Raw genomic sequence first — 20393 nt, 5'->3', positions numbered from 1 at the left:
GCCTGCAATTTCCTCACTCCTCATCCTTATATAGCAAACTATGAGTTTTGAGCTTGTTGTCTGCTATATATTTACTTTCCCACTCATCGTAGCTATCAGGCGCAGCATAACTAAATCCCTTTTCAAAAAACCGATCACCGTGCGAAATAACCATAGCCCAGTAATATTCTTCCTCATGTCCCAGCAAGCAAGCACCCAGATAATTCTGGGGTGGTACGGTTAGCATAGCTGAGTTATTAATTATAGACTCAGCCTCGCCTGCAGATTTCTTACCATAAGCAATCATTATGCCTTTAACAAGGCTAACAAACGTGTAGAAATTAACGATAACAGACTCGCGTGGGTTATCCTCATTTTTAAAAACCAAACCATCTTTAAGGTTGCTCTTTTTAATATCCAAGATAAAAATCCATTATAATATTACTCTTTATGAAAAAGCAGCGCCGATAAACAACCCCAATAAAGTTCCTATTTATCAACAACCTATTCCAAGCATGGCTTCCAATAACGAATATTTCCTAATTCTCTTTCAATATCATCCATTTCATCAACACCTGGTTTAAGGTTAAATTTTTCGCTAATTACCGCTCTCATACTTGCTAACTTTTTGGTAATCTCATTCTCATCTATAAATCTTGTGGTTTCTTCACAATAGGCAGATCTATGCGCAGATGTAATCTCACCGTCGACGTTATCGTAATAATGCCTTGCGATATCTCTTAATGAAATAAGGATGTATTCAACATCAGTTAATATTTTAACGGCCTCCTCTCCTGACAATGTGATCTCTTCATTTTCTTTTAACAATTTCAATTCATTTCCTCTTGGATGTTATTGATAAATTGAGGGTAAACTAAACATCAAGATAAATACTCTGATGATTTTAGGGCATAACTGGGGAGATGAGAAAGACAGAGCTATATTTAAACCATAATTAAATTATGCTATTTCGTATATAAACCATTAAAAGAAATTTCTACGTATTCCTCTGGATTATTTATTAAAAAATTTTCATCCGGAAAGAGACCTTCCCAAACGGTTACATAAAACTGTTTCATACTCATAGTGTTAGGTGGGTCAAAAAGCGGGACGGCAGACTCATAAAGACGCAAAAGTAATTTTTCATCATAAAAATTAATCGCATATGCAAGGCTATTTTTACATCTATCTTTTATAAAATAAGGAAAATTATCATAAGATGGCTTTATTAACTTCCGGAAGGCTAATGATAAGCTTTTTCCATTGGACAAGTTTAAACCAATAAGGGAAGCATCCATATTTGGATCTTCAGAAAGTGCCTGCCAAAGCATCGAAATATAGCTATTGTTGATTTTTTTCATATTTATTCCTCGATTCTTGGCTGTGTGATACCAGAAAGTTTCCGTATGCTCGCCGTGGCTGTCGACGCGCGCCAGCGGCTCATAGCTGTTTTCGGTATAGATATACTGCACCGCCGCGTCCGGGTGGCTGTCGCTGGTTTCACCCACCATCTGCAGGAAGGATCAGGCGTAATGTTTCCCCAGCTGCAGCGCGCCCATCGTGCGGTGCGTCTTCCGGTACAGGCGGTCACGCTGGTAGCCGCTGACCGGCAGCGTTTTGCCGCTCAGGGAGAGCTGCATTTCCAGCAGGCGCCCGGTGCCGTAGCGCAGGAACTTCAGCTCCCGGCCGTCCGGGAAGGTGGTGGCGCACTTGGCGCAATTAAAATACATTCATAATGTATTGAAAGGAAACACGACCGCGTTAATTCAAAGAAAATCGGCGAACCTCTTCGCTATTAAATTAATTCAAATAGTCATTTATTTCAGCTTTCATAAACTGACTAAAAGTCATATTAATATTAGTTATATCTTCACCTTCTGTATAGCAATATATAACAGGATCTGAATCAACAACATCGGTAAAAAACAATGATGTATATCCTTGGTGCATTAGAAATGCAAACATATTATGGGGAGGCGTAACATTGTTTTCTTTCATCAAATTTACTGTTTCGTCATTAATATCTTGTAATTCACTAAAAAAGAACCACGTACCCTCTTTAAAATCTCCAGCAGACACTCCCATTTTCTCCAAAAAAATATTGTAAAGCTCAGGTAATCTGCCATATTGCCTTTCCAGGCTCATCATCTGGTCTTTACTACAACCTTCTACTGACAATCCTTTTTCAAGGATCTTCTCAATAAAAAGATCTAATTCATTAGCAAACTCTACACGTTCCATAGAATCTCCTTTACAAAATATTTATCTTGACTCCGGGATATTTACTTTCGAACTGCTGAATAACCCCTTGGCAAGATTTGCAGATTGGCAATTCAGAAAACAGATCAATTGTACCCTTAGCATCAGGCGTTATCTTACTGCCGATATGCTCTAATATTTTAGCTTCTGAATCAAAAGCCCGTGGGTGAGAAACAACGGTCGTTGTAAATAAGCGGTTATTTGGGTCTGGTATATCGACAAACCCGGGGATTGAACCTTTTCCACTGATGGCATCAGCAGTCCCTGTTATTCCATCTATATTATAGTTAGAAGTTGCAATATTCCTTCCTTTACCAATACCCCCAGGCTTTCCACCCAAGGTATGGCGATAATCAGATGCTCTTGCGATAGCGCAACCTGATAGGCCAACTGGATCCATCCAATTTAATGGATTAGATACGTATTGATATAAATTAATACCGCCCAGCAAACCAATCGGATCCATCTGCGTGTAACATCCGCCGGCCGGGTCGTAGTAGCGGAAGGTGTTGTAATGCAGGCCCGTTTCACGATCCAGGTACTGGCCCTGGAAGCGCAGGTTCTGCGGGGTGTCCCAGTCGACCGGTGTGCTTTCCCGCAGGCTGCGGCCCCACGCGGTGGAGGCTCCTCGCCAGACCGTGTCACCGTGGCTGTCGGTCACGCTGTCCGGCAGGCCGTTCAGTTCCGTGTGGTACCAGAAGATGTCCGCATGCTCGCCGTGGCTGTCAACGCGCGCCAGCGGTTCATAGCTGTTTTCGGTGTAGATATACTGCACCGCCGCGTCCGGGTGAGTGTCGCTGGTTTCACCCACCATCTGCAGCCCGGACCAGGCGTACTGCGTGCGTTCCGGTTTGCGGGCATGGCGTCGCCACACCTGTTTCTCAGTGCGGCGACCCAGGGCGTCGTAGCGGTATTCGGCTTTTGTGAACTCCGTGTCGCCGTCGATTTCCACCCGGCTGATGCGGTGCTCGTCATCGTAGCTGAAACGCTGCGTCACGCCGCGCTGCGTGTCGTGGCGCACGGTCATGCGCCCGAAACCATCGTACTCCCGGCTGACGCCGTCCAGGCGTTTCAGCAGGTTGTTCCACACCGGCTGTAAATCCGGGGTGGTACGGTTGTCCGCCGCGTCATACCAGAAACGCTCCTCGCCTTCCGGCTGCAGGCTCTGCGTCATGCGCCCGGCCGCGTCGTAGCCCCACAGGGACTGGCGGTACTTCTCCGCCGGGGTGGATGGTGCGCCGTCGGTATACATGCGGCGGATTATCTGGTCCGCACGGTCCCACTGGTAACGGCGCTCCGAGACCAGGCGGTCGCGCAGGTTGTCGGTGCAGCGCCGGTGCGTGATGCGCCCGGCCATGTCGTAGTGCGTCTCCAGCTCCAGCGCCCCCATCGTGCGGTGCGTTTCACGGTGCAGGCGGTCACGCTGGTAGCCGCTGACCGGCAGCGTTTTGCCGCTCAGGGAGAGCTGCATCTCCAGCAGGTGCCCGGTGCCGTAGCGCAGGAACTTCAGTTCCCGCCCGTCCGGGAAGGTGGTGGCACTGAGGTTGCTCAGGGCATCGTATTCATGCTGATAGACGCCGGAATGGTTCTCCTCGCAGACCAGGTCGCCAAGCTTGTTGCGCGCGAGGATGATGGCTTCGCTGTGCGCCGGCTCGCGCATCTCCACCGCGGCCTGACGCCACTCGGTGTAGGCATAACGGCGGATTTCGGTGGCCAGCGCGCTGTAACGGTACTCGGTGCGGTGCTCCGGGGTTTCCCGCGCCGTCATGCGCCCGAGGGCATCATATTCGTAATTGAGCACCTGCGCCGGCAGGTCGCTGCCGCGCTCCGGGTGGCGTACAAGCGTAGCCACCTGCTGTGCGGCGTTGTAGTGATACTCCGTCTGCCGCCCGGCGTAATCCTGCTGACAGGTCAGCAACCCGGTCGGGGTGTAGTCGAAACGCCACTCCTGGTTGTTGGCGTTGGTCAGCGTCACCAGGCGACCCGCCCGGTTGAAGCGGAAACGGGTCACATGCCCTGCCGGATCGGTGGCTTCCGTCACCTGGCCGCGCGCATTGAGTTTCACCCTGCGCGTACTGACGCCATCGACGCTCTGTCCGCAGAGCAGGCCGGATTTTGTGTAGCTGAACTTCGTCTCGCGCCCGTCGGCACGGATGTAGGTCTGCAGGCGACCGGCGGGGCTCCAGACATAGCGGTCCGTATTGCCGAGCGGATCGGTGCTGCGGATAAGGCGCCCGGCACCATCATACTGATTCTGGCTCTGATTACCGGAGCAGTCCTCTTCGCGGATCAGCTGGCCCAGCGCATCCCACCAGAAGCGGTGGCTGTTCTCCAGCGCATCAATGCGGCGGATTAAGTCGCCCTGATCGTTCCACTCGAAGCGCGTCACGCCGCCTTCCGGATCGGTCAGCGCCACCACATCGCCCGCCAGGCTGTATTCGTACTGCCAGACGCCGCCATCCGGCAGCACCTCTTTTAACGGGAAGTCATACAGCGGATGCCAGGTTTTCAGCGTTGCGCGTTCGAGCGGGTCGCGCTCAAGCGTCATATTGCCGCGATCGTCCCAGGCATACTCCCAGCGCCCGCCGTCCGGCTGCACGGCTGACAACAGCTGTTCGGACTGACCTGCCCAGCTGAATTGCCATTTACCGCCGTGCACATCGGTGTACGCGGTGATGCGGTAGATCTCATCCCAGTAGTGTTCGCTGACCACGCCTTCATCGTTGCTGACGCGGGCGTAGCGTTTGCTCTCGTCGGCATCGATGCGCCAGTTTTCCAGCACCGTACCCTGCTCGTCGTGAACCTGGTACGCCTTGACGCGCCAGTGTCCGGCGTCTGCGCTCGCCTGCCACTGGTAATGCACTTTCAGGCCGGTCGGGAAGCTGTGCCAGGCCAGCATATCGCTGGCGCGGTCCCAGCCGAACTGGCGGGTTACCACCTCATCGGCATCAATGACTGCAATCAGCTGCGCCTGGTCGTTGTAGCGATAGCTCACCAGCAACTGGCGTGCGCCATCAACAATCTGGTAAACCGCACGTAAGCGCCCGCTATGGGCGTCGTACTCAAGCTCAACATCCAGCGCTTCGTTATCACTGGAGATACGCGCCAGCTGGCCCTGTTCGTTCCAGCTGAAGTAGTGGGCGTTTTCATGGCGGTCATAAATGCGGTGCATGCGCCACTCGCCCGGGCGGGTAGGATCCGGTTCATAGACCTGATGATCGCCTTCGCCGGTCTGGATCGCGATCGCACCGTTCGGGCCAGAGAAGAGCCTCAGCCCCTCATCCGGATAGGAGATCATGTCGCCGCTGAGCACTTCACCAAGCCCCAGCTCGCGCCCGCTCATGTCTTTGAAAATCAGCTGATTGTCCGCCAGACGGTAAAGACGCGTCTCAAACGGCATCATCCAGCCGGGGCCGAACATGCCGGAGGCACGGTTGCGGCTGTTGTAGATACGCTGCCAGTAGAGCGGCATACGATCCGCCAGCACAAAGTCGAGATCCTCCTCTTTGGCGAGGATCTTGGCGCCGCTGGCGATATTGACAGGTAAGGCGGTGCTGGCCGCCGTAATGAGTACTGAAGAAACCGTATCTGATACCACTGCGCTGCCAAAAGCACAGACGATATTTTTCAGCACGCTGCGGGTTAGCATGCGTCGGCAGACCATTCTTGCCAGATTGGGCAGTTCAGCGACCCCCGCTGAGCCTAAAATGCCACCCAATAAGTAGGCTAGCTGATTTTTGCCGCTACGGATGTCGCGAACGGTGATGGTGTCACCACCGATACGTACACGGGGATCTTCGCTAACTTTGATTTCGGCTTCGCAGGTGCTTTTCTCACCATTGCGCGCTGCGGGCTGATTATTGATTAAGACGCTTTTGGAACCCTGGGCGATAAAGTTACTGCTGGTGACCGCATGGCCTTTTTTGCAGTCGACGGTATCGAGTGGCATCGGGGTCGCATGGGGATCGGCGCTCTCAACCAGTGGTTGCGAAAGCGATTCCCACAGGTTCGAGCCCCACTTTTTCATGTCATCAAGGGTGAGATTTTTGGCGCGTTCGGCAAGCGCCATCGTCATGCCGCCGGGCGTCAGGATGAGTTTTGCCGCTTCAGCCGCAGTGGCCAGCGCCAGCACACCGACGGCTGCCCAGTCGATGCTCTCTTCAGGAGCAGGAGGCGCGAGCAGATAATCGCGATCCACGGTTCCGGCGGCGCGCGCGGCTTTTTTGCCCTTGATATGCACGTTCTCAGAGCCGGTAACGATATGCGCGTCGGGGGGCCCGGGGTCTATCAGGCTGTCGACCAGCTTCCCGGCGGCGTCGCCGATTTCTTGCAGACCGCCGCTGAAGACCAGTGCGGCTATCGCCACCCCGCCCAACACTGCACCGACACCTGTACCGGCGGCAAGCAGGATCCCGGCGACGACCGCCCCTTCCACTAAGCCACCGACAAAATCCGCCAGCACCGAGCTGTGAATCAGTGGGTCATCAATACGGGCCGCGATGTAATCCGTCATCGTTACGCCCCTAACTGTAAGCCCGATTTGATCGAGGCCCAGAAGGCATCAGCCGGTGCGTCAAACGGCGCGGTGCGGCTGAACGTCAGCACCAGCAGATGATCGTCCGCGCGGGTGATGGCCAGTTTTTCATGCACCAGCACGCCCTGGTTTTCAAAGCGCAGTGAAACTTCACGGGCAGGCTGGTTCGCCACCTGGTTATCTCCCACGTCGCCCATTACTACCTTCTTCATGCTGCGCTTCACTTTCGCCAGTTGCTGGCTGAGAAACGCCTCTTCCTCGCCCGCCTTGATGTCCCACGCACGGGTGATCACCAGCGTCGCGTTGCTCTCATTAAAGCGCAGCACGTTGATGCTGCGATCCTGGCATGCTTCCGGCAGGTTGAGGACGCCTTCCGAAATAACAAACTGTGCGGCCGCCATTATTTACCCTTCCCTTGATCAAATGCTTTTTTCACCGCAGCCTGGATTTGGTCGATGGTAGGAGCAACATCGTCATGTTTATCGGGTGTTGATAAATTCAAATCCAGCAATCCTTTTGTATTAATCTGACCGCTGCCCAGCGCGTCGATTTTAAAATCATTGCACTGCAGCGTGACCGTGCCGTTAGCACCCAGTATCAGGGCTGATTGTCCGGTAACGAGTTTTATGCTCGAGCCAGAGGCGAGTGTCAGAGTGCCCTGAACCTTCTGTGTAAAATCGCCACCGACCACCTCTTCGTGGGAAAGCTGTGTCGCCTGGAAGTGCGTCCCGGCCACTTTGCCGGTGTGATCGCGCGTGATGTTCACGGTTTGCGAGCCGCCAACGCTGCGCGTCTCATCGTTTTTCACATGGGTATCAAGGTTACGCTCGGCCTGGATCCACACCTGCTCTTCGCCCGCTTTATCTTCAAAGCGCAGGGCGTTGGCGTTATCCACCGAGCCATCTTTCGAGCGGCTGAGGAAGCCCATCTGCGTGGCGGCGGCAGGCAGCGCCCAGGGCGGCATGCTCGCTTCGTTGTAAACGCGGCCGGTGACAATCGGGCGATCCGGATCGCCGTTGATAAAGTCGATCACCACTTCGTCGCCGACGCGCGGGATCTGCACGCCACCATAGCCCTGACCGGCCCAGGCGCTGGAGACGCGCACCCAGCAGGAGCTGGTGTCATCACCCTTCGCCAGCCGATCCCAGTGGAACTTCACTTTTATGCGGCCATATTTGTCCGTCCAGATGCTCTCACCCTGCGGACCAACGACGCGCGCGGTCTGCGGGCCGTACGTGCGCGGCCAGGGAGTGTGCTGCGGCGGGCGAAACACCACCGAGGAGGGAATAACGCTGAAGTCGATGCGGTGCACCGTCTGGCTGTCAGCGCCGCTGGCATAGCGGTTCTCTTCAAAGTTGTAGTGCGCGGCGGTAACAAGGTATTCGCCATTGTCATTAAAAAACGCGGCGTTGGTGAGCTGGAAAGTGCAGCCCGGCGCAATACCGATTGCCGTGGCGGTACCTTCGATTTGCTGATGCTCAACCTGCCAGCGCTCCTGGCGAATACGGGCGTAGAATTCGCCATGCCCATGCTCAACAAAGCGACCCGGCCAGTCATAAACATCAATCGTGCCCGGCGAGGGAGAGTTCGGGTTCTGCCGCGCCTGGAAAAGCCACGCGTTCGGTTTGCGGAAATCGTAATCATCAAGGCTGTAGAGCCCCGGCGTTACGCTATCTTCCAGCGCCCACTGGCTGATCCCCTCTTCATCGGTACTGCCGCCCGAGGGTGTCTGGTGATAGGGAATAAACTCATAGCCGCTGAAGGGCTGATGCTGGGTGGCCGCGTCGGTCAGCACCAATGTGTGTTTGTCCGCTTCATGATGGAAATGGTAGGCAATGCCTTCCAGCTCCATCAGACGACTAATGAAATCGAAGCTGCTCTCCTGGTACTGCACGCAGTAGTCCCAGGTGCGGTAGCTGCCGGTCAGCTTATCTTCAATATTGACCTGATATTCGCCCAGCAGGGTTTTCACGATTTGCGGCGCCGTCTGGCCCTGGAAAATACGCAGGTTGCGGTCGCGCTTCATCGGCCAGAGATCCGACTCTACGGTAAGTTGGTAAACGGCATAACGCGTACCGCTCAGCTCGACGGCGCTTACGGCGACGCGGGTGATTTTACCGTTAAGGTAGCGGCTACCGGAGAGCCCCTGCGTCGGCAGGGTAACGGTGACCGGTTTACCGAGCAGCTTGCTGCGATCCATGCGCGCGTCAGTGCCGAGCAATTGCAGGTTAAAGGAGAATGCTTCGGACAGGGCTTCACGACCAGAAATTTTCCAGAAGAGCAGCCCCTCGGCAGGTAACTGAACAGTGATGCGATTGCTCATAAAGCGGATCCTGACATAAAACGCACCACTCCAGGCGCGTTCATCGGTTTAACGTGGCGGGCTTGATAAAAAGCTACCGCACCCTTTCTGCAAGCGAAAAGGCCTCTATTGTCTGATTTTTCGGCGAAAGTAGTGCCAGGAATTATCCTAATCCATAGCAAACCTACCAAAAAAAGCGCCTGTTTTTAGCGAGTTAATAGCGATCCCGCAAAAATAAAGACGCTTAAATCAATGGCCTTCAGCGTAATTTGCTTTAAGTGAAAAGGATTGTGTTAGGACGCGACCGCAGAGTCAAATGCTCACTTTGCGGTTTCGCGAGGGCTCTCGCAATTTATTGCCTGACAGAGAAACATTGCTTACGACAAAGCGTGGGCGATCGAAAAGCGCTTATGCCTCTTGCTCTGCCAGCGCCTGTGCGCAGGCCCAGGCACTGGACCATGCCCACTGGAAGTTGTAGCCGCCCAGCCAGCCGGTCACATCCATCACTTCGCCAATAAAATAGAGCCCCGGCACGTTTCGCGCCTCCATCGTGCGCGACGAGAGTTCATGCGTATCGACGCCGCCGAGCGTCACCTCTGCGGTGCGGTAACCTTCAGTGCCGTTAGGCTGGACGCGCCATGCTGTCAGGGTCTCAACCAGCTTCTCCTGCTCACGGCTATTAAGCTGCTTCAGCGTCACATCGGGGATCTGCCCGAGCTGCTGTAAACACTCAACCAGGCGTTTTGGCAACTGCATGCCGAGGGTGTTTCTCAGGCTCTGATTGGGGTGCGCATCGCGCTGCTGATTGAGAAACTCCGCCAGATCGCACTCCGGCACTAAGTTAATGGTGACGAACTCGCCCGGTAGCCAGTAGCTGGAGATTTGCAGCACCGCAGGCCCCGACAGACCACGGTGAGTAAAGAGCAGGTTTTCGCGAAATACCGTCCCGTTTTCAGCAGTGATAACAGAGGGTACAGAGACGCCAGAGAGGGTTTGCATCTGCTCAAGTAGAGGTTTGTGCAGGGTAAAAGGTACCAGACCGGCGCGGGTTGGCAGCACCTTCAGGCCAAACTGCTCAGCGATTTTGTAGCCGAAAGGCGAAGCGCCCAGCCCCGGCATCGACAGCCCGCCGGAGGCAATAACGAGTTTCGCCGCCTGCACCGTGCCGCCGTTCAGCTGTAAGGTATAGCCTTTGTCATCACGCTCGACGGAGAGGATCTCCGTGCGCAGACGCTGGGTGACATTGCCTTTCTCACACTCTGCCACCAGCAGATCGACAATCTGCTGCGCAGAGTCGTCGCAAAAGAGCTGACCAAGCGTCTTCTCATGCCAGGCGATGCCGTGCTTACCCACCAGATCGATAAAATCCCACTGGGTATAACGCGCGAGGGCAGATTTGCAGAAATGGGGGTTCTGGCTTAAATAGGCCGCCGGTTCGACATAAAGGTTGGTGAAGTTGCAGCGCCCACCGCCGGACATCAGGATCTTGCGACCCGGCTTTTTACCGTTATCCAGCAGCAGAACGCGCCGACCCGCTTGCCCCGCCAGCGCCGCACAAAACATCCCCGCCGCGCCAGCACCGACTATAATGGCATCAAAGCTTTCCACATCTTCACCCTCTCTTTTACCTGGTCGCGAATTGTAAAGAGTTCAGGGTGGTCACACCAGCGCGGTTTGGAGAGAAAAGAAACATGCCCTTGAAATTTATAAGATAATTTTAAAAATTCAGCCGAATGTAAGAGATAATGTCAAAAAAAGTCGATATTTCACTTTGCCCATACCGCCAATGTCCCTGATAATGCGCGGCGTTCGTGTCCCCAAAATGGCTTAACGACCTATGGTACATTTGTTTGCCGGCCTGGATCTCCACACCGGGCTACTCCTCGTGCTTGCACTGGTTTTTGTTCTGTTTTACGAGGCCATTAACGGCTTCCACGACACAGCGAATGCCGTTGCAACCGTGATTTATACACGCGCTATGCGTTCTCAGCTGGCGGTTGTGATGGCGGCAGTGTTTAACTTCTTCGGCGTTTTGCTGGGCGGGTTAAGCGTTGCGTATGCCATTGTGCATATGTTGCCAACCGACCTGTTGCTGAATGTTAGCTCCGCACACGGCCTGGCGATGGTCTTTTCCATGCTGCTGGCTGCCATTATCTGGAACCTCGGCACCTGGTATCTGGGTCTGCCTGCTTCCAGTTCTCACACCCTGATTGGCGCAATTATCGGGATTGGTTTAACCAATGCTCTGATGACCGGCACCTCGGTGGTCGACGCGCTGAACATCCCGAAAGTGCTGAATATCTTTGGTTCGCTGATCGTTTCACCGATCGTCGGCCTGGTATTTGCCGGCGGGCTGGTCTTCCTGCTGCGTCGCTACTGGAGCAGCACCAAGAAACGTGCGCGCATTCATATGACGCCTGCGGAGCGCGAGAAGATCGACGGCAAGAAAAAGCCGCCGTTCTGGACGCGTATCGCACTGATCCTCTCGGCTATCGGCGTCAGCTTCTCTCATGGCGCAAACGACGGCCAGAAAGGCATCGGCCTGATTATGCTGGTGCTGATTGGCGTCGCGCCGGCGGGCTTCGTGGTCAATATGAATGCCTCCGGTTACGACATCACCCGTACGCGTGATGCCGTCAACAACGTGGAAACCTACTTCCAGCAACACCCGGCGCTGCTGCAAAAAGCGACCGGTGTCGATCCGCTGATCCCCACGCCGGAAGAAGTGGCCACCAACCCTGGCGAGTTTCACTGCCACGCGGGCCGCGCTATCACTGCGCTGGACCGTGCGAAAGCGATGCTCACCGGGATTGAAAATTATGACCAGATCCCGCTGGAGCAGCGCGGTCAGCTGCGCCGGATTATGCTCTGCCTCTCCGATATCACGGATAAAGTGGCGAAGCAGCCGGAGATCAGCGCCGACGATCAGCGTCTGCTGAAGAAACTGAAAGGCGATATGCTCAGCACCATCGAGTACGCGCCAATCTGGATCATCATGGCGGTCGCGCTGGCGCTGGGTCTGGGTACGATGATTGGCTGGCGTCGTGTTGCCACCACCATCGGCGAGAAGATCGGTAAGAAAGGCATGACCTACGCCCAGGGGATGTCCGCGCAGATGACCGCAGCGGTGTCGATTGGTCTGGCGAGCTATACCGGTATGCCGGTCTCAACCACCCACGTGCTCTCATCTTCCGTAGCCGGTACGATGATTGTCGACGGCGGCGGTTTGCAGCGTAAAACCGTAACCAACATTCTGATGGCCTGGATCTTCACGCTGCCGGCGTCGATTATCCTCTCCGGCGGTCTGTACTGGATTGCGCTGAAGCTTATTTAACGTAAGCCTCAGAGAGACAAAAAACGGGTCAGGAAACTGACCCGTTTTTTTATTGCTGGAACCCTGCTGATTGCCGGATGCGGCTCGCGCCCTATCCGGCCTACGCCGAAAGCCGAGTCCAGCCGTCCGTAGGCCTGATAAGCGCAGCGCCATCAGGCCTTTGTTGAAGCCGCTCAGTGCCAAATCATCAGCCCAATCAGGCTCAACACCACCAGCCCACATAACGAACTGGTCAAAATAAACAGGTGACGCACCCGCTCGCAGCGGCGGATAAACTCATCGTCATGGTGATCGCGGTAACGCTGAGCGTAGATGTACCACACCAGCCGCATCTGCTTGCTGGGTTGACCGTGGGCGGTAAAGAAACCGCCGCCATCAACGTATTGATACAGTAAGGGGTCACACCCGCGAAGTACCACTAACAGAGCGCGCAGCGATGAGTAATAACGCGCCATGTTAACTACACACACCACACATAAAGCCCAAAATAGCGCAACAGTGCTGATCACCATATCCCCTCCCCGGCGAGAGCCCACAGAGTTTCACTCCAGCGCTCACGCTCCTGAAAACCCCATTAAGGTAGACAACAAAGAGTGTAACCAAGGCTCCGGACGGACTACAACGAAGGCGATGTTCCGTAGTTGACCTCGCGCAAATAATCAGGACAACTTCGGGACACCGTCTCACTCTTCCGTACGGTTTCTTAATAGTGTAGGAGATCGCGCTCTTTTTTTGCCACAAGCGAACGCATAACCCTGCATCTCGCTGTAAATATTACGTAAGTGAATCGTGATCCAGGTTGATTGACGGTGCTGTTAGAGCGTTATAAGGTAGAAATCATTTTGAATGCGACCTGAAAAGTCGGGCGCAACGCTCACGTACAACGCAGGATGCGAGCGTAGCGCAACCCCATCAGGGTTTCACCCGGATGGCCATCGACAACTTATGGAAGGAGTAACATTATGGCTTACCAACACATCCTTATCGCCGTCGATCTCTCCCCTGAAAGCAAGCTGCTGGTTGATAAAGCCGTCTCTATGGCGCGCCCTTACAACGCAAAGATCTCTCTGATTCATGTCGATGTGAACTACTCCGATCTCTACACCGGCCTTATCGACGTTAACCTCGGCGATATGCAAAAGCGCATCTCCGACGAAACGCACCAGGCGCTGACGGAGCTCTCCACCAACGCAGGCTATCCGATTACCGAGACCCTGAGCGGCAGCGGCGATCTGGGCCAGGTGCTGGTCGACGCGATCAAAAAATATGATATGGATTTGGTGGTGTGCGGCCATCATCAGGACTTCTGGAGCAAACTGATGTCCTCTGCGCGCCAGCTGATTAACACCGTTCATGTCGATATGCTGATTGTCCCGCTGCGCGATGAAGAGGACGAATAATCGTTCGTTGACCTTTCGTCAGTAGCCTGAATACCGCCCGGTGCGCGCAACGCCACCGGGCTTTTTTACTCCCCGGAGCCGGGGTAGATATCGAAACGGTGACTTTTGGTCACCACCGCAGATTGCGTGGCGACGCCTGCCAGCGGCGGCGCGTAGTCGGGCCGTTTTACCACCACGCGTTTAATCGCTAACTGACGCGCAGGCTCCAGTAAGCCATCCGCATCGAGATCCGGGCCAACCAGCGACTGAAAGACCCGCATCTCCTTTTTCACCAGCGCGCTCTTCTGCTTATGCGGAAACATCGGATCGAGATAGACCACCTGCGGACGCGGCGAAATATCCGCCAGCCCCGAGAGACTTGAGGCGTGGATCAGCGTTAACCGTTCGCGCAGCCACGGACCGACTTCCGCATCCGCGTAACCGCGCTGCAGGCCATCCTCCAGCAGAGCGGCCACCACCGGATTGCGCTCCAGCATGCGGACCCGACAACCGACGGAGGCCAGCACAAAGGCGTCGCGCCCGAGCCCGGCGGTGGCATCCACCACCTCCGGCAGATAGCTACCTTTAATACCGACCGCTTTCGCCACCGCTTCGCCTCGCCCGCCGCCAAACTTGCGCCGGTGCGCCATCGCGCCTGCAACAAAATCGACAAAGATGCCACCGAGTTTAGGCTCATCACGTTTACGCAGTTCAAGGTGAGTCGGCGTGCGAACCAGCGCCATCAGGTTGTCATCATCCGGCTCCAGCCCGAAGCGGGCAATAAGATCGGATAAGGCACCGTCTCCGGTGCCTGTTTCGTCCAGTAAGCAGATCTTCAAGTGTTAGCCTTCGATACCATAATGCTCAAGCATCGCGTCAATCTGCGGCTCGCGCCCGCGGAAGCGTTTGAACAGCTCCATCGGCTCTTCTGAACCGCCACGGGTGAGAATGTTATCGAGGAATGACTGCCCGGTTTCGCGGTTAAAAATCCCCTCCTCCTCGAAGCGGGAGTAAGCGTCGGCTGCCAGCACATCGGCCCACAGGTAGCTGTAGTAACCCGCTGCGTAACCGCCCGCGAAAATATGGCTGAAGGCGTGCGGGAAACGACCCCACGACGGCCCAGGCATCACCGCCACCTGGCGTTTGATTTCGGCCAGGGTTTCGAGGATTTTCGCGCCCGCTTGCGGGTTAAATTCCGCATGCAGACGGAAGTCGAACAGGCCGAACTCCAGTTGGCGCAGGATAAACATCGCCGCCTGGTAGTTTTTCGCCGCCAGCATTTTATCCAGCAGCTCCTGCGGCAGCGGCTCGCCGGTCTCGAAGTGACCCGAGATAAACGCCAGCGCTTCCGGCTCCCAGCACCAGTTCTCCATAAACTGGCTCGGCAGCTCGACCGCATCCCACGGCACACCGCTGATACCCGCAACGCCTGCGGTTTCAACCCGCGTCAGCATGTGGTGCAGGCCGTGACCAAACTCATGGAACAGCGTGATCACTTCATCATGGGTGAAGAGGGCAGGTTTGCCGCTCACCGGGCGGTTAAAATTACAGGTGAGATAGGCCACCGGTTTTTGCAGCGAGCCGTCGGCGCGGCGCATCTGGCCAACGCAATCATCCATCCACGCCCCGCCGCGTTTGTGCTCACGGGCATAGAGATCGAGATAGAAGCTGCCGCGCAGCTCGTTGTTTTCGTCATACAGTTCGAAGAAACGCACCTCCGGGTGCCAGACATCGACATCGGTACGCTCTTTGGCGGTGATGCCATAAATGCGTTTTACCACTTCGAACAGGCCGTTAACGGCGCGGTTTTCCGGGAAATAGGGGCGCAGTTGCTCATCGCTGATGCTGTAGAGGTGCTGCTTCTGTTTTTCGCTGTAGTAGGCGATATCCCACGGTTGCAGATCGTCGACGCCACATTCTGCTTTCGCGAAAGCGCGCAGCTGCGCCAGCTCTTTTTCGCCCTGCGGACGGGCGCGTTTCGCCAGATCGGTTAAGAACTCCAGCACCTGCGCCGGGTTCTCTGCCATTTTGGTCGCCAGGGATTTATCCGCATAGCTCTCAAAGCCAAGCAGTTGCGCCAGTTCGTGACGCAGGGCGAGGATCTCTGCCATCACCGGGCTGTTATCCCATTTCCCGGCGTTCGGCCCCTGATCGGAGGCGCGGGTGCTGTACGCGCGGTACATCTCTTCGCGCAGCGCCTGGTTGTCGCAGTAGGTCATCACCGGCAGGTAGCTCGGGATATCAAGCGTTAACAGATAGCCCTCTTGCTCTTTGGCTTCCGCCTGCGCTTTCGCCGCCGCTAAGGCGCTTTCCGGCATGCCGGAGAGTTCAGACTCGTCGCTAACCAGCTTGCTCCAGCCCATGGTGGCGTCGAGCACATTGTTGCTGTAGAGGTTGCCCAGCTCAGAGAGGCGCGCGGCGATTTCACCATAGCGTTTCTGCGTCTCTTTCGGCAGGCCGATGCCCGACAGTTTGAAGTCGCGAAGGGCGTTATCGACCGATTTTTTCTCGGCAACGCTCAGTTCCGCATAGTGGGCGCCGTCGCGCAGATCGCGATAGGCGTTATAGAGCCCTTCATGCTGGCCGACCCAGGTGCTGTACTCAGAGAGCAGCGGCAGGGTCTGTTCGTAAGCTTCACGCAGTTCCGGGCTGTTTTTCACGGAATTCAGGTGGCTGACGGGAGAGAAGAGACGACCCAGACGGTCATCGACTTCCGCCAGCGGCTGGCAAAGATTAGCCCAGGTATAGGGGCCGCCCTGCGCGACAACGCTCTCAACCGCGTTTCGGCAGTCGTCCAGCGCTTTCGTTACCGCAGGGACAACGTGTTCAGGGCGAATTTGGGAAAACGGCGGTAACTCGAAAGGCGTCAAAAGGGGGTTGGTCATATGCGCAGTCCTGTTGAAAAGGGTGTTTGATTAGCATGGGGCTAACTTATGGAGATTTCAATGCCGGAGGGTGCGCTTAAGCCGGGTATCGCTGCAATAAGCGGAGGGTTGAGCGGTAATCCGCCGCGATCTGCGATAGACTGTGCGAAATCTCGTTTAATTTCTGGAATCTCCAACGCTATGCTCAGTTATCGCCACAGCTTCCACGCGGGCAACCACGCCGACGTCCTCAAACACACCGTTCAGAGCCTGATCATCGAAGCGCTGAAAGAGAAAGAGAAACCGTTTCTCTATCTCGACACCCACGCAGGCGCGGGGCGTTATCAGCTCTCCGGCGAGCATGCGGAGCGCACCGGTGAATATATGGAAGGGATCGCGCGCATCTGGCAGCAAGACGATCTGCCCGCTGAGCTGGAACCCTACATGAATGTGGTGCGTCACTTTAACCGTGGCGAGCAGCTGCGTTACTACCCAGGTTCACCGCTGATTGCCCGCCAGCTGCTGCGTGAGCAAGATAGCCTGATGTTGACCGAGCTGCACCCGAGCGACTTCCCGCTGCTGCGCCAGGAGTTCCAGAAAGATGAACGCACTCGCGTGGCTCGCGCCGACGGCTATCAGCAATTAAAAGCCAAACTGCCGCCGGTCTCCCGTCGGGGTCTGATCCTGATCGACCCGCCGTATGAGATCAAAACTGACTACCAGGCGGTGGTAAGCGGTATCAGCGAAGGCCACAAACGCTTCGCTACCGGCGTTTACGCTCTCTGGTATCCGGTGGTGATGCGCCAGCAAATCAAACGCATGCTGCGCGATCTGGAAGCCACCGGCATTCGCAATATTCTGCAAATCGAGCTGGGCGTGCGCCCGGACAGCGACCAGCGCGGCATGACCGCCTCCGGCATGATCGTTATCAACCCGCCGTGGAAGCTGGAAGCGCAAATGAACACCGTGCTGCCGTGGCTGCACAAAAAGCTGGTGCCAAACGGTACAGGCCATACGCTTATCAACCAGGTGGTACCAGAGTAATCGCAGCCATCGGTGGCGCATTGCGCCCGGCGCGCTACAATCGCGCCACGACTGTCGACTTCGTTCAGGATTAAGGAAACGACCATGAGCAAACATTATGACTACCTCGCCATTGGTGGCGGCAGCGGCGGTATCGCCTCGATCAACCGTGCCGCCATGTATGGTCAAAAATGCGCGCTGATCGAAGCTAAAGAGCTGGGCGGCACCTGCGTTAACGTCGGCTGCGTGCCGAAAAAGGTGATGTGGCATGCGGCGCAGATCGCCGAAGCGATCCATCTTTACGGCCCGGATTATGGCTTCGACACTACGGTGAATCACTTCGACTGGAGCAAACTGGTTGCCAGCCGCAGCGCCTACATTGACCGTATTCACACCTCTTATGACAACGTGCTGGGCAAAAATAATGTGGATGTGATCCGCGGCTTTGCGCGTTTTGTTGATGCCAAAACCGTGGAAGTGAATGGCGAGAGGATTACCGCCGACCACATCCTGATCGCCACCGGCGGTCGCCCGAGCCATCCGTCGATTCCCGGCGCGGAATATGGCATTGATTCCGATGGCTTTTTCGCCCTGCCCGCGCTGCCGAAACGCGTTGCGGTCGTTGGTGCAGGCTATATCGCCGTCGAACTGGCAGGCGTAATCAACGGCCTCGGTGCCGAAACGCACCTCTTTGTGCGTAAACACGCGCCGCTGCGCAGCTTTGACCCGATGATCTCCGAAACGCTGGTGGAAGTGATGGCGGCAGAAGGCCCGATCCTGCATACCCACGCCGTGCCGACAACGGTGGTGAAAAACGGCGACGGTAGCCTGACGATTACGCTGGAAGATGGTGGTTCGCAGACCGTTGACTGCCTGATCTGGGCGATTGGCCGCGAACCGGAAACCGATAACTTCAACCTTGCCGCCACCGGTGTGAAAACCAACGACAAGGGCTATATCGAAGTGGATAAGTTCCAGAACACCAGCGTGCCCGGTATTTACGCGGTAGGCGATAACACCGGCGCAGTTGAGCTGACGCCGGTTGCCGTCGCCGCTGGCCGTCGCCTCTCCGAGCGCCTGTTTAACAACAAGCCGGACGAGCATCTGGACTATAACAATATTCCGACCGTGGTCTTCAGCCACCCGCCGATCGGCACCGTCGGGTTAACCGAACCGCAGGCGCGCGAGCAGTATGGCGACGACCAGGTGAAGATCTATAAATCCTCCTTTACTGCGATGTATACCGCCGTCACCTCTCACCGCCAACCGTGCCGCATGAAGCTGGTCTGCGTCGGGCCAGAGGAGAAGATTGTCGGTATTCACGGCATCGGTTCCGGCATGGATGAGATGCTGCAGGGCTTCGCCGTGGCGCTAAAGATGGGCGCGACCAAGAAGGACTTCGACAACACTGTCGCCATCCACCCGACGGCGGCGGAAGAGTTCGTTACCATGCGTTAATGCTCCACGCAAACTGGCCCCCGCGGCCAGTTTTGCTTTTACACAAGTACACAAGGTTTGAAAAGATGGCGGCGCAACTCCCCGTGTTTGATGGTCATAACGATCTGCTGCTGCGGCTGTGGATGGAGCAGCCAAACACGCCTGTCGAGCAGGTTTTCAGCGGCCTTAACGGCGGCCATCTCGATTTTCCCCGTATGCAGCGCGCCGGTTTTGCCGGGGGGCTGTTTGCCGTCTTTGTCCCTCCTGCTCGTTATATCGCAGAACAGCGCGGCATCACGCCCGCTGAAGCGCAGGCGCTGCACGATCCGCTCCGGATCACCCACCAGCAGATCGATCTCTTCTACCGCATGGTTGACGCCTCAGCGGGCAGAATGCGCGTCTGCCACCGCGCGCAGGAGATTGCGCAGTGCCTGCAAGACGGCACAGTAGCGCTGGTCTTGCATATTGAAGGTGCCGACGCGCTCAACGCAGAGTTAGAACCGCTTGATGCGCTGGTCGCACGCGGCGTGCGCAGCATTGGGCCGTTCTGGAACCTGCCGAATGTATTTGGCGAAGGGGTAAATGGCCGCTTTCCCGGCTCGCCGGATACCGGTCCTGGCCTGAGCGAGGCGGGAAAACGCCTTATCCGTGCATGCAATCAACGGCGAATTTTGATTGACCTCTCGCATATGAATGAACGGGCGTTCTGGGACACCGCAGCCCTCAGCAATGCGCCGCTGGTCGCCAGCCACTCCAATGCGCACGCCCTCTGCCCGCAGCCGCGCAACCTCACCGATGCCCAGCTGGAGGCGATTGCCGCCAGCGACGGCCTGGTGGGCGTCAACTTCGGCACCGCCTTCCTGCGCGAAGATGGCAGGCGAGACGCCTGCACCCCTTTACACAAAATTTTCCAACACATCGACTATCTGCTTACTAAACTTGGTGAGGATCGTGTAGCATTCGGCTCCGACTTTGACGGCATCGACCTGCCGGAAGAGTTGGGCGATGTCACGGGGTTACCGCGACTCATGGCCCTGCTGACGTCGTCTGGCATCAGCCAGTCGTTGGCAGAAAAACTTGCCTGGCGCAACTGGCTGCGAGTTCTGAATATGACCTGGGGTAACTGAATTAAGCGGGTTACCTCCTCTCATCTCAAGGAGTTACGTTATGTGGTCTAAACCAACGTTTGTGGATCTGCGCTTAGGTCTGGAAGTCACTCTCTATATTTCCAACCGCTAAACGCGCCTGCCCGCCTCGCTGCGGGCTTCCTCTTTTTGCTTAC

At 55.8% G+C, this 20393-nt stretch carries 18 protein-coding genes; 6 read left to right on the top strand and 12 right to left on the bottom strand.

Annotated features, from left to right (window positions below; translation table 11 throughout):
• Positions 1-13: 13 nt before the first annotated feature.
• From PU683_RS02110 to PU683_RS02070, 9 genes are all read right to left on the bottom strand, one after another.
• Complete coding sequence (locus tag PU683_RS02110) at positions 14-400, bottom strand: hypothetical protein (RefSeq protein WP_277169886.1); 387 nt, start codon at positions 398-400, stop codon at positions 14-16.
• Positions 401-483: 83 nt separating this feature from the next.
• On the bottom strand, positions 484-813 hold the full coding sequence (locus PU683_RS02105) for a hypothetical protein (protein WP_277169885.1): 330 nt from the start codon (positions 811-813) through the stop codon (positions 484-486).
• 131 nt (positions 814-944) lie between these two features.
• On the bottom strand, positions 945-1490 hold the full coding sequence (locus PU683_RS02100) for a hypothetical protein (protein WP_277169884.1): 546 nt from the start codon (positions 1488-1490) through the stop codon (positions 945-947).
• Between the two features lie 12 nt (positions 1491-1502).
• Positions 1503-1709: a hypothetical protein gene (locus tag PU683_RS02095; protein WP_277169883.1), complete on the bottom strand. Its 207-nt coding sequence runs from the start codon at positions 1707-1709 to the stop codon at positions 1503-1505.
• Positions 1710-1779: 70 nt separating this feature from the next.
• On the bottom strand, positions 1780-2220 hold the full coding sequence (locus tag PU683_RS02090; RefSeq protein WP_277169882.1) for an SMI1/KNR4 family protein: 441 nt from the start codon (positions 2218-2220) through the stop codon (positions 1780-1782).
• A 10-nt stretch (positions 2221-2230) separates the two neighbouring features.
• Positions 2231-6751: an RHS repeat-associated core domain-containing protein gene (locus tag PU683_RS02085; RefSeq protein WP_277169881.1), complete on the bottom strand. Its 4521-nt coding sequence runs from the start codon at positions 6749-6751 to the stop codon at positions 2231-2233.
• Between the two features lie 2 nt (positions 6752-6753).
• Positions 6754-7173: a DcrB-related protein gene (locus PU683_RS02080; RefSeq protein WP_277169880.1), complete on the bottom strand. Its 420-nt coding sequence runs from the start codon at positions 7171-7173 to the stop codon at positions 6754-6756.
• On the bottom strand, positions 7173-9095 hold the full coding sequence (locus PU683_RS02075; RefSeq protein WP_277169879.1) for a type VI secretion system Vgr family protein: 1923 nt from the start codon (positions 9093-9095) through the stop codon (positions 7173-7175). Before PU683_RS02075 ends, PU683_RS02080 begins: the two co-directional genes overlap by 1 nt.
• Positions 9096-9482: 387 nt before the next feature.
• Entirely contained in the window at positions 9483-10682 is a 1200-nt protein-coding gene (locus PU683_RS02070; protein ID WP_277169878.1) for a BaiN/RdsA family NAD(P)/FAD-dependent oxidoreductase, read from the bottom strand.
• Between the two features lie 229 nt (positions 10683-10911).
• Between PU683_RS02070 and pitA the strand changes: the two genes are divergently transcribed.
• Positions 10912-12408: an inorganic phosphate transporter PitA gene (gene pitA, locus PU683_RS02065; protein ID WP_277169877.1), complete on the top strand. Its 1497-nt coding sequence runs from the start codon at positions 10912-10914 to the stop codon at positions 12406-12408.
• Between the two features lie 173 nt (positions 12409-12581).
• Here pitA and uspB read toward each other — a convergent pair whose 3' ends face one another.
• Entirely contained in the window at positions 12582-12917 is a 336-nt protein-coding gene (gene uspB / locus PU683_RS02060) for a universal stress protein UspB (protein ID WP_023481978.1), read from the bottom strand.
• Between the two features lie 453 nt (positions 12918-13370).
• On the opposite strand from uspB, the gene uspA reads away from it, so the two are divergent.
• Positions 13371-13808 carry a universal stress protein UspA gene (uspA, locus tag PU683_RS02055; protein WP_277169876.1) on the top strand — a complete coding sequence of 146 codons (438 nt, stop codon included), beginning with the start codon at positions 13371-13373 and terminating at the stop codon, positions 13806-13808.
• Between the two features lie 65 nt (positions 13809-13873).
• Here uspA and rsmJ read toward each other — a convergent pair whose 3' ends face one another.
• Together rsmJ and prlC are read right to left on the bottom strand one after the other, a co-directional pair.
• Positions 13874-14626, bottom strand: a complete 753-nt coding sequence (gene rsmJ, locus PU683_RS02050) for a 16S rRNA (guanine(1516)-N(2))-methyltransferase RsmJ (RefSeq protein ID WP_277169875.1) — start codon at positions 14624-14626, stop codon at positions 13874-13876.
• A 3-nt stretch (positions 14627-14629) separates the two neighbouring features.
• Positions 14630-16672, bottom strand: coding sequence for an oligopeptidase A (gene prlC, locus PU683_RS02045; RefSeq protein ID WP_277169874.1), 2043 nt, complete (start codon positions 16670-16672; stop codon positions 14630-14632).
• Between the two features lie 180 nt (positions 16673-16852).
• Here prlC and PU683_RS02040 point away from each other — a divergent pair, with 180 nt between their 5' ends.
• From PU683_RS02040 to pqqA, 4 genes are all read left to right on the top strand, one after another.
• Positions 16853-17695, top strand: coding sequence for a 23S rRNA (adenine(2030)-N(6))-methyltransferase RlmJ (locus tag PU683_RS02040; protein ID WP_277169873.1), 843 nt, complete (start codon positions 16853-16855; stop codon positions 17693-17695).
• Positions 17696-17779: 84 nt separating this feature from the next.
• Complete coding sequence (gene gorA, locus PU683_RS02035) at positions 17780-19132, top strand: glutathione-disulfide reductase (protein ID WP_277169872.1); 1353 nt, start codon at positions 17780-17782, stop codon at positions 19130-19132.
• Between the two features lie 65 nt (positions 19133-19197).
• Positions 19198-20238, top strand: coding sequence for a dipeptidase (locus PU683_RS02030; RefSeq protein ID WP_277169871.1), 1041 nt, complete (start codon positions 19198-19200; stop codon positions 20236-20238).
• 40 nt (positions 20239-20278) lie between these two features.
• Complete coding sequence (gene pqqA / locus PU683_RS02025) at positions 20279-20350, top strand: pyrroloquinoline quinone precursor peptide PqqA (RefSeq protein ID WP_277170473.1); 72 nt, start codon at positions 20279-20281, stop codon at positions 20348-20350.
• The last annotated feature ends 43 nt before the right edge of the window (positions 20351-20393 follow it).

Origin of the sequence: Candidatus Kosakonia sp. 282A-S69 (genome assembly GCF_029433855.1) — a bacterium.
Taxonomy (GTDB): Bacteria; Pseudomonadota; Gammaproteobacteria; order Enterobacterales; family Enterobacteriaceae; genus Kosakonia; species Kosakonia cowanii_A.
This window is presented reverse-complemented; position numbering and strand designations above follow the sequence as displayed.

What these genes read in the sequence shown, in the direction of transcription:
- PU683_RS02100 (WP_277169884.1), bottom strand. Translation starts at nt 1,490, where the DNA reads ATGGTGGGTGAAACCAGCGACAGCCACCCGGACGCGGCGGTGCAGTAT.
- PU683_RS02080 (WP_277169880.1), bottom strand. Translation starts at nt 7,173, where the DNA reads ATGGCGGCCGCACAGTTTGTTATTTCGGAAGGCGTCCTCAACCTGCCG.
- gorA (WP_277169872.1), top strand. Translation starts at nt 17,780, where the DNA reads ATGAGCAAACATTATGACTACCTCGCCATTGGTGGCGGCAGCGGCGGT.
- uspA (WP_277169876.1), top strand. Translation starts at nt 13,371, where the DNA reads ATGGCTTACCAACACATCCTTATCGCCGTCGATCTCTCCCCTGAAAGC.
- pitA (WP_277169877.1), top strand. Translation starts at nt 10,912, where the DNA reads ATGGTACATTTGTTTGCCGGCCTGGATCTCCACACCGGGCTACTCCTC.
- PU683_RS02090 (WP_277169882.1), bottom strand. Translation starts at nt 2,220, where the DNA reads ATGGAACGTGTAGAGTTTGCTAATGAATTAGATCTTTTTATTGAGAAG.
- PU683_RS02095 (WP_277169883.1), bottom strand. Translation starts at nt 1,709, where the DNA reads ATGTATTTTAATTGCGCCAAGTGCGCCACCACCTTCCCGGACGGCCGG.
- PU683_RS02085 (WP_277169881.1), bottom strand. Translation starts at nt 6,751, where the DNA reads ATGACGGATTACATCGCGGCCCGTATTGATGACCCACTGATTCACAGC.
- PU683_RS02030 (WP_277169871.1), top strand. Translation starts at nt 19,198, where the DNA reads ATGGCGGCGCAACTCCCCGTGTTTGATGGTCATAACGATCTGCTGCTG.
- PU683_RS02075 (WP_277169879.1), bottom strand. Translation starts at nt 9,095, where the DNA reads ATGAGCAATCGCATCACTGTTCAGTTACCTGCCGAGGGGCTGCTCTTC.
- prlC (WP_277169874.1), bottom strand. Translation starts at nt 16,672, where the DNA reads ATGACCAACCCCCTTTTGACGCCTTTCGAGTTACCGCCGTTTTCCCAA.
- PU683_RS02040 (WP_277169873.1), top strand. Translation starts at nt 16,853, where the DNA reads ATGCTCAGTTATCGCCACAGCTTCCACGCGGGCAACCACGCCGACGTC.